Origin of the sequence: Microbacterium sp. LWH10-1.2 (assembly GCF_038397765.1) — a bacterium.
In the GTDB taxonomy this organism is placed as follows: domain Bacteria; phylum Actinomycetota; class Actinomycetes; order Actinomycetales; family Microbacteriaceae; genus Microbacterium; species Microbacterium natoriense.
Genome location: NZ_CP151638.1, coordinates 2200616 through 2214268, shown reverse-complemented (window position 1 = coordinate 2214268; position 13653 = coordinate 2200616). Strand labels below are relative to the sequence as shown.

General features: G+C 70.9%; 10 protein-coding genes. 8 read left to right on the top strand and 2 right to left on the bottom strand.

From position 1 onward, the window contains the following. Position 1 precedes the first annotated feature (1 nt). From MRBLWH10_RS10610 to MRBLWH10_RS10595, 4 genes are all read left to right on the top strand, one after another. Positions 2-802, top strand: a complete 801-nt coding sequence (locus MRBLWH10_RS10610) for an SDR family oxidoreductase (RefSeq protein WP_341939828.1) — start codon at positions 2-4, stop codon at positions 800-802. A 10-nt stretch (positions 803-812) separates the two neighbouring features. Continuing rightward, complete coding sequence (locus tag MRBLWH10_RS10605; RefSeq protein WP_341939827.1) at positions 813-1931, top strand: DUF5938 domain-containing protein; 1119 nt, start codon at positions 813-815, stop codon at positions 1929-1931. Between the two features lie 74 nt (positions 1932-2005). Beyond that, the gene (locus MRBLWH10_RS10600; RefSeq protein ID WP_341939826.1) at positions 2006-3460 is read left to right on the top strand and encodes an AMP-binding protein; all 1455 of its coding nucleotides are present in this window, start codon (positions 2006-2008) and stop codon (positions 3458-3460) included. Next, positions 3457-4629: a lipid-transfer protein gene (locus tag MRBLWH10_RS10595; RefSeq protein WP_341939825.1), complete on the top strand. Its 1173-nt coding sequence runs from the start codon at positions 3457-3459 to the stop codon at positions 4627-4629. Before MRBLWH10_RS10600 ends, MRBLWH10_RS10595 begins: the two co-directional genes overlap by 4 nt. Positions 4630-4704: 75 nt before the next feature. Here the strand turns inward: MRBLWH10_RS10595 and MRBLWH10_RS10590 are convergent, their stop codons facing one another. Continuing rightward, complete coding sequence (locus MRBLWH10_RS10590) at positions 4705-5268, bottom strand: GNAT family N-acetyltransferase (protein WP_341939824.1); 564 nt, start codon at positions 5266-5268, stop codon at positions 4705-4707. Between the two features lie 55 nt (positions 5269-5323). Between MRBLWH10_RS10590 and mfd the strand changes: the two genes are divergently transcribed. Together mfd and MRBLWH10_RS10580 are read left to right on the top strand one after the other, a co-directional pair. Further along, complete coding sequence (gene mfd / locus MRBLWH10_RS10585) at positions 5324-8896, top strand: transcription-repair coupling factor (protein ID WP_341939823.1); 3573 nt, start codon at positions 5324-5326, stop codon at positions 8894-8896. Between the two features lies 1 nt (position 8897). Beyond that, positions 8898-9281, top strand: a complete 384-nt coding sequence (locus tag MRBLWH10_RS10580; RefSeq protein ID WP_341939822.1) for a hypothetical protein — start codon at positions 8898-8900, stop codon at positions 9279-9281. Between the two features lie 3 nt (positions 9282-9284). Here the strand turns inward: MRBLWH10_RS10580 and MRBLWH10_RS10575 are convergent, their stop codons facing one another. Next, entirely contained in the window at positions 9285-9803 is a 519-nt protein-coding gene (locus MRBLWH10_RS10575) for a hypothetical protein (RefSeq protein ID WP_341939821.1), read from the bottom strand. A 246-nt stretch (positions 9804-10049) separates the two neighbouring features. Here MRBLWH10_RS10575 and MRBLWH10_RS10570 point away from each other — a divergent pair, with 246 nt between their 5' ends. After that, positions 10050-10655, top strand: a complete 606-nt coding sequence (locus MRBLWH10_RS10570) for a gamma carbonic anhydrase family protein (protein ID WP_105676176.1) — start codon at positions 10050-10052, stop codon at positions 10653-10655. Further along, positions 10652-13600 carry an aminotransferase gene (locus tag MRBLWH10_RS10565; protein WP_341939820.1) on the top strand — a complete coding sequence of 983 codons (2949 nt, stop codon included), beginning with the start codon at positions 10652-10654 and terminating at the stop codon, positions 13598-13600. The genes MRBLWH10_RS10570 and MRBLWH10_RS10565 overlap by 4 nt, the downstream gene beginning before the upstream one ends. The last annotated feature ends 53 nt before the right edge of the window (positions 13601-13653 follow it).

Genomic DNA, 13653 nt, shown 5'->3' with positions numbered 1-13653 from the left:
CATGACCACTGATCTCACGGGGACACGTGCCCTGATCACCGGCGGCGCGAGAGGGCTGGGGCTGCGCACGGCGCAGGTCCTCGCCGAGAGGGGAGCAGCCGTCGTCCTCGCCGATGTCGACGAGTCGGCCGGCACGGCAGCCGCCGCGGCGCTCACGGCAGACGGACGTCAGGCGACGTTCGTGGCCCTCGACGTGACGGATGACGCGTCCTGGACCGCCGCCACCGCGCAGGCGCTGGACGCCCTCGGCGGACTCGATGCCCTCGTGAACAACGCGGGCATCGAGATCTCCGACCTCTTCGTCGACCTCGACGCCGCGAACATGCGCAGGATCCTCGACGTGAACGTCCTGGGTACGGCGCTCGGCATCAAGCACGCCTTCCGCAGCATGCGCCAGGACGACGGTTCGGGAGTAAGCGGCGCGATCGTGAACATCGCCTCGGTGGCGGCGACCATCGCCTTCCCGGGCATCGCAGCGTACTCGGCATCCAAGTCCGCCGTCGAGCGGCTCACCAAGGTCGCCGCCGCGGAGTCGGGCCGTCTCGGCTACGGCGTGCGCGTGAACACCGTCTGCCCAGGGCTCGTCCCCAACGCGATGGGCGCGCAGCTGGCCGGGGACATGGAACGGCTGGGGCTGTTCCCCTCGGCGCAGGACGCCGTGACCGCCGTGGTCGGCCTGACGCCATCGGGGCGCCTCGCGACGGAGGACGACATCGCCGCGGGGATCGCGTTCCTGCTCTCCTCGGACTCGGCGTTCGTCAACGGGACGACGCTGTCGATCGACGGCGCGATGGGGATGTGAGGAGAACACCATGAGCACGGACAAGCCCGTCGTCGTCTACGGCGTCAGCGGATACACAGGCCGGTTGATCTGCGAGTACCTGCGCGAACTCGGCGTGCCCTTCGTGGCCGCGGGGCGAGATGCGGAACGCGTCCGCAAGGTCGTGGAGAAGATCCCGGGGATCGAGACGGCCGACTACGAGATCGTCGGCGTCGAGAACGACGCCGCAGCGCTGGCGGAGGCATTCGACGGCGCCGCGGTGATCTGCAACACGGTGGGACCGTTCATCAAGTTCGGCCCGGAGGTCGTCGAGGCCGCCCTGCAGATCGGGGCGCACTACACCGACACCACCGGAGAGCAGGACTGGGTGATGGCCGCGCGCGACCGATGGGGCGCGCAGTTCGCCGCGAAGGGGCTGCTGCTGTCTCCCGGCATCGCGCACATGTACACGACGAGCGAGATCGCGGCCAACATCGCCCTCGAGCCCGGGGGATACGACACCCTCGACATCCTCGTGTTCTGGAAGGGGCTGCCGACGTTCGCGTCGACGCAGACCATCTTCACGATCCTCAAGGCCGACTGGTACTACCTCGAGCAGAACCAGCTCGTCGCGTGGGACCACCTCTCGAGGTTCGACGTGACGGTGCCCGGCTACCACGAGCAGGCCGTCGCGGTGCCGTGGGGCGGGATGTCGCATCCGATCTGGTTCCAGCACGACCCGCGAGTGTCCAGCGTCCGCTCCTTCGGCGGCGTGCTCAACCGCGCCGTGATGGAGAACGTCGGACTGACGGTGCAGATGTTCGAGGAGCAGATCAAGCCGCTCGAGCCGGAGGCGCAGGAGAAGGCGCTCGCCGACATCGCCGCGGGCCTCCAGGCGAGCATGCCGCCGCGTGAGAACCCGCGCTACAACAGGTCGGTCGACTCGGTGCACGCGTCCGGTCCGCTCGGTCGGTCGCACGTGGTGATCCACGGCAACAGCAACTACAAGCAGACCGGACTGCTGCAGGCCTTCGCCGCGTTCTCGCTGATCCAGGAGGCGCCCCGCCGGGTCGGATTCGCCTCGGCGTGCCAGGCGTTCGGGCACCACGAGCTGCTGGGGCAGCTCCGCGCCTTCGGCCTCGTCGCCGAACCCGTGGTCACCCGGGTGTGACCACCCCACAGGGGCGCCGCGCCGCCCCGGCGCGGCGCCCCGCCGCAGGCACCCTCGATCCCTCTGGAGCACCCATGCACTTCGCCGCACTGCCCGCCGTCCGCGCCGCCGAGGCCCCGGCAGCGCCCAGCCTGCGCGACGACGCCGTCGAGCTCAGCAACGCCGACCTCCTCGCCAGGGTCGAGGCCGCGGCTGGAGCGCTGCACGCGCGCGGTGTTCGCGCCGGCAGCGTCATCGCCCTGGCACTGCCCAACCGGGTCGAGCTGATCGTCGCGCTGTTCGCCGCGTGGCGACTGGGAGCGGCGGTCACGCCGATCAATCCGGTCCTCGGACAGACGGAGGCGGCGTATCAGGTCGCGGATGCCGGCGCGGTGCTGGTCGTCGCGGAAGACGGCACGCGCGATCTCGGCGCACCCTCCGTCCTCCTCGACGAGCTCGCAGCGGGGGACCGCGTCCTCGGGCATCCTCTGACGACGACCGACGATCTCGCGCTCCTCATCTACACGAGCGGAACGACCGGGAGCCCGAAGGGCGTCATGCTCACCCACGCCAACCTCGACGCGATGACCGCGTCGTTCGTGGAGTGGTTCGAGCTCGGAGCCGCTGATCACAGCCTCCTCGTGCTCCCGCTGTTCCACGCGAACGGCATCGTGCTCGGCACGCTGACCCCGCTGCGCGCAGGGGGCCAGGTCAGCATCACCGGGCGCTTCTCACGCGACAGGTTCTTCGCCGACGTCGAGCGGCTGCGCCCCACCTACTTCTCCGCCGTGCCGGCGATCTACGCGCTGCTCTCCTCTCTGCCCGACGACGTGCGGCCGGACACCTCGTCGCTGCGCTTCGCCGTGTGCGGCGCGGCGCCGATGCCGGCCGAGTCGATCGAGCGCTTCGAGAAGCGGTTCGACGTCACGATCGTGGAGGGCTACGGGCTCTCCGAGACGACCTGCGCCTCGACCATCAATCCACTGCACGGAACCCGCAAGCCCGGAACCGTCGGTCTTCCGCTGCCCGGCCAGCGCGTCGCCGTGATCGGAGAGGACGGCCGGCACCTGGCATCGGGCGAGGTCGGCGAGGTGGTGGTCTCCGGCCCCGTCGTCATGGCCGGGTACCTGGGGCGTCCCGAGGAGACCGAGCGGACCGTGGTGGACGGATGGCTGCGCACCGGCGACCTCGGCCGGTTCGATGAGGACGGCTACCTGCAGATCGTCGACCGCATCAAGGACATGATCATCCGAGGGGGAGAGAACCTCTATCCCAAGGAGATCGAGAACGCGCTCTACACGCATCCGGACGTGCGGGAGGCCGCCGTCGTCGGCGCACCGGACCCCGTGCTGGGCGAGATCCCCGTCGCCTTCGTGTCGCTGAGCGCGGACGCCGCGGCCACACCCGACGAGCTCGACGCGCATGCGCGCAGCATCCTGGCGTCGTTCAAGTGCCCCGCTCGCATCATCGTCCTCGACGAGCTCCCCAAGAACCCGGTCGGCAAGATCGACAAGCCGGCGCTCCGCCGCGGACTGCGGGTCGCGTCGTGAGCGTCGTCGTCGCCGGCGTCGGGATGATCCCGTTCGTCACGCCCTCGCGCACCGCGTCGTACGACGTGATGGGGGAGCGGGCGATCCGGGAGGCGCTGGCGGATGCCGGCATCGGACTCGACGTCGTGGACGCGGTGTACGCGGGGTACGTCTACGCCGACACGGCGGCCGGACAGACGGCCGTCTACGGGGTGGGGACGACGGGGGTCCCGGTGTTCAACGTCAACAACTACTGCGCGAGCGGATCGAGCGCGCTGTGGCTGGGGCGCCAGGCGATCCTCTCCGGCACGGCCGACTGCGTGCTCGTCGTGGGGTTCGAGCAGATGGCCCGTGGCGCGATCGGCAGCATGTACGACGACCGCCCGGACTCGCTGTGGCGGTTCACCGAGTCGCGGGTGGCGCATCGCGGCGCCTCCGATGCGCCACCGGCCGCGCAGTTCTTCGGCGACGCCGGGGCGGCGTACGCGGAGAGGTACGCGATGGATCCCGCCGTCTTCGCGCACGTCACGGTCAAGTCCCGTCGGCACGCCGCCGCGAACCCCTACGCGGTGTTCCGCGATCCGATCACGGTGGAGGAGGTGCTCGCCTCCCCGCACGTGTACGGGCCTCTCACACGACTGCAGTGCTGCCCGCCGACCTGCGGAGCGGCCGCGGCGGTGCTCTGCACCGAGGAGTTCGCGCGGGCGCACGGACTCGACGCCTCGGTGCGCATCCGAGCCCAGGCGATGACGAGCGACAGAGCCGACACGTTCGGCGGAGACGCGATGGCGCTCGTCGGAGCATCGATCGCGCAGCGCGCCGCGGATGCCGTCTACGAGGAGGCCGGCGTCGATCCACGCGACCTGCGGGTCGTGGAGCTGCACGACTGCTTCACGACGAACGAGGTGCTCGCCTACGAGGCGCTGCGCCTCACGCCCGAGGGCACGAGCGAGCGCTTCATCCTCGACGGGCAGAACACCTATGGCGGACAGGTCGTGACGAACCCCTCGGGCGGACTGCTCTCGAAGGGGCATCCGCTCGGCGCCACGGGACTCGCGCAGTGCGCAGAGCTGGTGTGGCAGCTCCGGGGCACGGCCGGTGACCGCCAGGTCGACGACGTCACTCTCGCGCTCCAGCACAACCTCGGCCTCGGCAGCGCGTGCGTCGTCACCCTGTACGAGCGGGTCTGACCGCGTGAGGGGTCAGCATCTGCCGGATACGGGGGCATAGATGCGGCATTCTGCGACCCCTCACGGCCGGCAGGGTCAGAGGATCGGCCAGGGCACGGGTGTGCGGTCGTCGGAGGGGAGGAGGCCGGCGGTCCAGCCGTCGTCCCGCCCGCGCGGGCTGGTCAGGGCCTGGCGGCGCAGGCCCTCGTAGCGGAACCCGAGCGCCCTCGCCGCACGTGCGGAGGGGACGTTGCCGACGACCGCCTGCCACTGGATGCGGGCGAGTCCGAGCTCGGCGAAGCCCCACTCGACCACGGCGCGACCCGCCTCGACCAGATATCCGCGACCGCGGGCCTCCGGCGCCATCCAATAGCCGAGTTCGGCGTGCGCGCCGCCGACCTGCGGCGTGAATCCGTCGAGGCTGATGACGCCGAGGAACGCGTCGTCCGCCCGGATGCCCCACACGGCGCCCGTCTCCTCCGCCCAGCCGTCGGCGATCATCCGGATGAACCCGTCCGCGTGCTCGCGCGTGTACGGGCTCGGCACGGTCGTCCAACGGGGGATCTCCGGGTCCTGGCAGGCGCGATCGATCGCCTCGGCATCCGCCTCCGTGGGCGTGCGCAGGACGAGACGATCGGTGGTGAGGGTGACCGGTTCCATCCCGGCATCCTATGCGCCGGGCCCGATGTCGCAGGCCCCGGTCTAAGCTTGTCCGGTGACTGTTCCGGGGATTCTGCGCGCCTTGGAAGAGGCGTCTCTGTATCGTGACGCCCTCAGCTGGGCGCAGACCGACGCCGATCTCGGCCTCGTCGACGGACTCGACGCCCCGGTGCTCGCCGGGCTGCTCGAGAAGCGTCGTGCGGCGGGCCAGACGGCGGCGGCGCTCGCCGTGGTGCCCACGGGGCGTCGTGCGGAGAGCCTGGCCGCCGCTCTCGGCGCCTACCTGCCGGACGCCGAGGTGCTCACCTTCCCCGCGTGGGAGACTCTGCCGCATGAGCGGCTGAGCCCCAGCCCCGACACGGTGGGCCAGCGCCTCCAGGCCCTTCGCCGCATCGCCGAGTGGACGGGGGATCACCCGCTGATCGTCGTCGCCTCCGTGCGCGCGGCACTCCAGCCGATCGCCGGCAACCTCGGCGAGATCGCCCCCCTCGAGCTCAGGATCGGCAGCAGGGGCAACGAGCTCGACACGGTCGCGGCGCAGCTCGTCGAGCGTGCCTACTCGCGCGTCGACATGGTGTCGCGCCGAGGAGAGTTCGCCGTGCGCGGCGGCATCCTCGACGTGTTCCCGCCGATCTCCGAGCATCCGTACCGCGTCGAGTTCTTCGGCGACGAGATCGACCAGATCCGCGCGTTCTCCGTCGCCGACCAGCGCTCGCTGCCGGGAGACGTCGATCTCGTCGACCTGCAGCCGAGCCGAGAGCTCCTCCTCACGCAGGACGTGCGCGACAACGCGCGTGCGCTCAAGGATGCGTTCCCCGCCATCGCGGGCATGCTCGAGAAGATGGCCGAGGGCATCCCGGTCGAGGGCATGGAGTCGCTGCTGCCCGCTGTCGCGGGACCGCTCAAGTCGCTGGTCGAGTACCTGCCGGAGGGCAGTGTGACGGCGATCATCGACCCGGAGCGCTCGACCGCACGCGCGATCACGCTCGGCGACACCAACCGCGAGTTCCTCGACGCCGCGTGGAGCGCGGCGACCTCGGGCGCCTCCGCCCCCATCGACCTGGGCGCGGGCGACTTCCTCACCATCGCCGAGCTCCGCGAGGTCGTGCGCGACCGCGGCGGCGTCCTGTGGCGGCTGAGCCCGTTCTCGATCGGCGACGCCGACGTCGACACCGCGGATGCCGTGGTGATCCCGTCCTTCCACGGCAACGTCGACGGCGCGATCTCCTTCGTCGACGCCCGGGTCTCGGAGGGGTGGCGCGTGGTCGTCATCGCGACCGGCGCCGGTCTTGTCGACCGCGCGCGCGACGTGCTCTCCGACCGCGGCATCGCCGCCCGCGTCGTCGACTCCCTCACCGGCCTGCCCGACGGAGGGGTCGCGACCCTCGTCACGGGGTCGGTGGAGGCCGGGTTCCAGGTGCCGGAGGCGAAGCTCGCCGTCCTCACGGACAACGAGTTCTACGGCCGCACCATCGGCGGCGACCAGCGCGTCGTCAAGAAGCTCGCCTCGCGGCGCAAGAACGTCGTCGATCCGCTGCAGCTCAAGCCGGGCGACTTCGTCGTGCACTCGACCCACGGCATCGGCCGCTTCGTGGAGATGACGCAGCGGGAGGTCTCCACCGGAGGCCGCAACGCCACGAAGTCGGTGCGCGACTACCTCGTGCTGGAGTACTCGCCGTCCAAGCGCGGCTACCCGGGCGACAAGCTCTTCGTCCCGACCGACCAGCTCGACTCGCTCTCGAAGTACGTCGGCGGCGAGGCCCCGACGCTGTCGAAGATGGGCGGCAGCGACTGGGCTGCGGCGAAGGGCAAGGCGCGCAAGGCCGTGCGCGACATCGCGGTCGAGCTCGTCAAGCTGTACTCGGCGCGCATGGGGGCCAAGGGGCACGCGTTCGGCCCCGACACGCCCTGGCAGCGTGAGCTGGAGGAGGCGTTCCCGTTCGCTGAGACTCCTGACCAGCTGCAGACGATCGACGAGATCAAGGCCGACATGGAGCGACCCATCCCGATGGACCGGTTGCTGTCGGGCGACGTCGGCTTCGGCAAGACCGAGGTCGCGGTGCGTGCGGCGTTCAAGGCGATCCAGGACGGCAAGCAGGTCGCCATGCTCGTGCCGACGACCCTGCTGGTCAAGCAGCACCTGGAGACGTTCACCGAGCGCTTCGCCGGATTCCCGGTCAAGGTGCGTCCGCTGTCGCGGTTCCAGACCGACAAAGAGGCCCGGCTCACGCTCGACGGCCTCCTCGACGGCACCGTCGACATGGTCATCGGCACGCACCGCATCCTCACCGACCAGGTGATGTTCAAGGACCTCGGTCTGATGATCATCGACGAGGAGCAGCGCTTCGGCGTCGAGCACAAGGACGCGCTGAAGAAGATGAAGACGAACGTCGACATCCTCGCGATGAGCGCCACGCCGATCCCGCGCACGCTCGAGATGGCCGTCACCGGCATCCGCGAGATGTCCACTCTCGCGACGCCGCCCGAGGACCGGCATCCGATCCTCTCCTTCGTCGGACCCCGCAGCGACAAGCAGATGGCGGCCGCGATCCGCAGGGAGATCCTCCGCGAGGGGCAGGTGTTCTTCGTGCACAACCGGGTGCAGTCGATCCAGCGCGTCGCGGCGGAGCTCGCCGAGCTCGTGCCGGAGGCCCGCATCGCCGTGGCGCACGGTCAGATGGGGGAGCACCAGCTGGAGCAGGTCGTCGACGACTTCTGGGAGCGCAAGTTCGACGTGCTCGTCTCGACGACGATCATCGAGACCGGGCTCGACATCTCCAACGCCAACACGATCATCATCGACCGCGCCGACAAGTACGGTCTGAGCCAGCTGCACCAGCTCCGCGGACGCGTCGGCCGCGGACGCGAACGCGCCTACGCGTACTTCCTCTACGACGACATGAAGCCGCTGTCCGAGACGGCGGCCGACCGGCTGCAGACCATCGCCGTGAACAACGACCTCGGCTCCGGCATGCAGGTCGCCCTCAAGGACCTGGAGCTGCGGGGCGCGGGCAACATGCTCGGCGCGGAGCAGGCAGGTCACATCGCGGGCGTCGGCTTCGATCTGTACCTGCGCATGATCGGCGAGGCCGTGTCCACGTTCCGTGGCGAGGAGGTCGAGAGCGGGCAGGAGCTGCGGCTCGAGCTCCCGCTCGACGCGCGGATCCCCGAGTTCTACATCGACAGCGAGCGACTGCGCCTGGAGGCGTATCAGAAGCTCTCGGCGGCTTCGGCCGCGACGGCCAAGGACGAGGCGATCGACCTCGTCATCGCCGAGCTCACCGACCGCTACGGAACTCTGCCAGAGGAGGTCGAGGGGCTGATCGCCATCGCCCGCCTGCGCCGTCGCGCCGCGAGGGCCGGGCTGACGGATGTCGTCACGATGGGGTCGAACCTGCGGATCGCCCCGGCGCGCTTCGAGGACTCGATCAAGGTGCGGATGCAGCGGCTCTACCCGAAGGCGAAGCTCGTCGGCGGGGGAGAAGCGCTGGTCGTGCCGATGCCGACCGTGCCCGCTGCCGTCGGCGTCGGCCTGGAGCCGCTCGCCGACAAGGCCCTGCTGGAGTGGGTGGCGCAGCTGTTCACCGCGCTCTTCCCCGAGCCGGTCGCGGCCGGTCAGCGGGACTGACGTGGGGCGGCTGAGCATCAAGCGCGCGCTGCAGGTGCTGTCGACGGTGCTGGCGGCCGTCGCCGGGGCGCTCGTGCTCTTCCTGCCCAGCTACACCGTGGTGCGCACGGACTCCGCGGGGAACGAGAGCACCAGCACCCTGAGCATCTGGCAGTACAACGGTCCGATCATGCTGCTCGTCGTGGCGGTCCCGGTCGTCATCGCGCTGGCCCCTGCCCTGGTCCGCGGGAGGTGGTGGCCGGTCGTGAGTCTCGTCTCGGCGGGGCTGCTCCTCGGTGTCGCCTTCCTCGGCGCACCCACCGTGGGGTTCGCCTTCCTGCCCGCGGTCGTCGCCGCCGTCGTCGCGGCGATGATGCGGCCTCGCGTGGGGTCGCCGCGGGAGTAGTCGTCACCCTGCCGGTGCGACGCTGACCCGGAAGGCTCCCGTCTGCCCGTGGCTGTCGACCTCCACCGCGAACCCCTCTCCCACCGTCGTCACCTGCGTGATCGTCGTCGAGGGGCAGTTCACCTCCAGCAGAGACGGCGTGGTGTGGCTGGGCGGGGCATCTCCTTCGGCGAAGCGCAGATCGAGAGTCTCTGCGCCGACGCACTCCAGAACCACGGTGAGATCTCCTGGTGGCTGGCTCTGATCCATCCAGAAGGCCGGCTGGGTCGCATCCTCCGGGCCGAAGCTTCCCCACATCGACGCAGGAGCGACCAGGGCCACGGCTGGGGAGAGCTCGTCGTAGTAGGACGCGTACTCGTCGACGACGACGGACGACGGGGACGGAGTCGGGGTCGGTGCAGGCGGAGTCGGGGAGGGGAAGCATCCCGTCAGCACGGCAGCGCCGAGCACGATGCCGGCGGCGGATGCGAGCCGCACCGCATCCCGCGCTGCCGGCAGCGCACGGTAGGGGACGTCGACCATGCCCCGAGCGTAGTCGTGGTCGGCGCAGATGACGTCGGAGTTCCGCACCGACACCCCCGCCTGGGATCCGGCGGAGCACAACTTCGGAGGAGGGGCGCGACACGCCGAGGACGAGCGGGATGCCGACGGGGTGTCGATCTGCCGCTCCGAAGCCGTGCTCGGGGGAGCGAGGCGAGACCCACCTGCCGCACCCCGGTTGCGGGGGAATCGTGCACGTCCGTCCGTCCGTCGCACTAGTCTGGCGGCATGTTGTACGAGCACCTCGGGGCTCGGCCCCGGATCCATGACACCGCCGTCGTCGCTCCCACAGCCGTGATCTCCGGAGACGTCGAGATCGGCCCGAACTGCCAAGTGCTGCACGGAGCCGTGATCACCGCGGAGGGCGGCCCGATCACGCTCGGCGAGCACGTGATCGTGATGGAGAACGCGCTCATCAGGGCGACCGCCGCGAATGCGGTGCACATCGGGGCGCACACACTCGTCGGCACGCTCGCGAGCATCGCCGGCGCCACGGTGGGCGAGGAGGTCTTCCTCGCCTCGGGGGCCCGCATCTTCAACGGCGCGCTGATCGGCGACCGCTGCGAGGTGCGCGTCAACGCGATCGTGCACCGCAGGGCGGTCCTCCCCGCGGGCGCCGTCGTCCCGATCGGCTGGGTCGCGGTGGGCGATCCGGTCCAGCTGCTCTCGCCCGACCGCGAGGCGGAGATCGCCGCCGCCCAGCCCGAGCTGGACTTCCCCGGTCACGTGTTCGGGGTCGACCGCGACACCCCCGATCTCATGGTGCAGCTCACGGAGCGCTACGGCAGCTCCCTCGCACGGCACGCCGACGACACCGAGGTCCGCGACGCATGAGCGCGGAACAGGGCGGAGGCCTGGTCAGGCCCGCCGTCACAGAGCAGGATGCCGCCACGATCGCGCGCGAGTGCTACGGCCTCGACGCGACGGCGAGCGAGCTCGGCAGCAATCAGGACCGCAACTTCGTGCTGACCGAGGCCGGAGGGGCGCGCAGCGTGCTCCGCGTCGACAACCCGGTCTTCGGCGACGAGGCGCGGGACGCGCAGCACGCGGCGCTGGACGCCTACCGTCGCGTCGGCGTCTCGGTGCCCGCCGTGCTGACAGGGCTCGACGGCGAGCTCACGCAGCGCTGGCGGGGCTTCGCGGTGCGCCGCAGCGAGTTCGCCGCGGGCGAGCCGATGGTCGATGCGGGGTATTTCGCTCCGGTCGTGCTGGCCGAATTCGGGGCGCTGGCCGCGGCCTCCGTGACGGCGCTCTCCGCTCTCCGGCATCCCGGCCTCGACAGGGCGCACATGTGGGACATGCGCGTCGCCTATGCGGAGACCGTCGCGCTGGAGTCGTCGATCACCGACACGGAGCTCCGCGCCCGGGTCCGTGCGGCCGCCGACGAGGCGCAGGCCGTCGTCGCCGAGCTCGGGCCCGCGCTCCCTGTGCAGCCGATCCACGGCGACCTCACCGACGACAACGTCACGGGGACCCGCGGCACGGATTCGCGCCTGCACCCGGGCACCGTCCTCGATCTCGGCGACCTCGCTCTCGGCTGGAGGGTCGCGGAGCTCGCCGTGTGCGCGTCGTCGATGCTGCATCACGAGCCGGACCGTCCGCTGCGGGTGCTCGACACGATCGCGGCGTTCCATGACCATGCTCCGCTCACAGACGAAGAGGCGCGTGCCGTGTGGCCGCTCGTCGTGCTCCGTGCGTGCCTGCTCGTCGCCAGTGGGTGGCGTCAGCTCGAGATCGACGGAGACAACGACTACGCGAGGGAGCGCATCGCGGGTGAACAGGCGATCTTCGACGCCGCGACCCTCATCCCGCTGCCGGAGGTCGTCGAGCACGTGCGGGCGCGCCTGGGGTTCGATGCACCGCGGTTCGAGCAGGCGACGGATGCGGCTCCGCTCGCGGCGCTGCTCCCCGAGCTCTCCGGCCCTGTGGTCGTGCTCGACCCCGGAGTCGAGTCGGCGGAGCTGGAGTCCGGACTCTGGCTCGATCCGGATGCCGAGGCCGCTCTCGCCGCCGCGGCGTTCGCATCGGGGGCGTCGGCCGCGGTGCTCCCGTACGGAGTGTTCCGCCTGACCCGCACCGAGATCGACAGGGCGGATGCCGCCGCGACCTGGCCGGTCGAGACCGAGGTCCACGTCGCGGCCGGGGCGGAGCTCGCCCTCGCCGCGCCGCTCGGCGGCAGGCTCAGTGCGCACGAGGGCGGAGCGCGGATCGTGCTCGAAGACGGATGGGTGCTCGGCATCCGAGGCGCGCGGATCGACGGGCTCGTGCCTCGTGAGGTGCGGGCGGGGGAGCGCATCGGCGCGCTCGCGGCCTCCGATGATGCGCGAACGATCGTGATCGGCGCGCGGCGCGAGGATGCGCCGGAGCTTCCACCCGAGGCCTCGGCGGGAGCCGCGCTCGTCGCTCCCGACCGCGTCGCGGCATGGAGCCGTCTCACCGCCGACCCCGCCCCGCTGCTCGGGCTCGCGTCTCTTGCGCAGCACGACGAGTCCGCCGCCGAGCTGCGCCGCAGGGAACGACTGTTCGCCAGTGCCCAGGAGCGCTATTACGAGCACCCTCCGCAGATCCAACGCGGATGGCGGCACCACCTGGTCGACACCACGGGCCGCGCCTACATCGACATGGTGAACAACGTGGCGGGACTCGGGCACGGTCATCCGCGCGTCGCCGAGGCGGCGAACAGGCAGCTGCGCACGCTCGGCACGAACTCGCGCTTCCTGTTCCGCGAGCTCGCCGAGTACAGCGAGAGACTGCTCGCGCTCATGCCGCAGGGGAGCGGGCTCGACACGGTCCTGCTGGTGAACAGCGGGTCGGAGGCGGTCGACCTCGCGCTGCGCCTGGCTCAGGCCGCGACGGGTCGGCGGTCGATCGTGGCGCTGCGCGAGGCGTATCACGGCTGGACCATGGCCAGCGATGCCGTGACGACGAGCGCATACGACAACCCGGATGCCGTCGGCACCCGCCCGGAGTGGGTGCACGTCGCCGACGTGCCGAACGTCTTCCGCGGCACCTACCGCGGCGACGGCACGGCCGAACGCTATCTCGCGGATCTCGCCGCCGACATCGAGATGCTCGCCGCCGAGGGGAGGGACGTCGCGGGGTTCGTGTGCGAGTCGATCCTCGGCAATGCGGGAGGGGTGCTCCTGCCTGACGGGTATCTGGCCGGCGCCTACGAGCTCGTCCGCGCCGCCGGCGGTCTGTGCATCGCCGATGAGGTGCAGGTCGGATTCGGCCGCACGGGTCGCCATTTCTGGGGGTTCGAACGCTCCGGAGTGCTCCCTGACATCGTCACGATCGCCAAGCCCATGGGCAACGGGTTCCCGATCGGCGGGGTGATCACCTCCGCCACGATCGCCGACGCCCTGGCCGTGCAGGGGCAGTTCTTCTCCTCCGCCGGCGGCAGCACGCTGAGCTGTCGGGTCGGCATCGCCGTGCTCGACGCGATGGTCGAAGACGATCTGCAGCGCAACGCCCTGGAGATCGGGGAGCGGCTCGCCTCGGCGCTCAGCGACCTCGGCGACCGGCATCCGCTCGTCGGACCGGTGCACGGGGAGGGGCTCTATCTCGGGGTCGAGCTGGTCCGCGACCGGGAGACGATGGAGCCCGCCGCCGCGGAGGCCGCCGCGATCTGCGAGCGGCTCCGCGAGCTGGGCGTGATCGTGCTCACGACCTCGGAGCGCTCGAACGTCCTCAAGATCAAGCCGCCTCTGTGTCTGACGGCCGCGAGCGCCGACCATGTGGTCCGGATGCTGGACAGGGTGCTGCGCGAAGGCTGGTAGTCGCTGACTCGCCCCCTTCGAATCCCGTGCCGTTCCGTCATGTTAACTGCGTG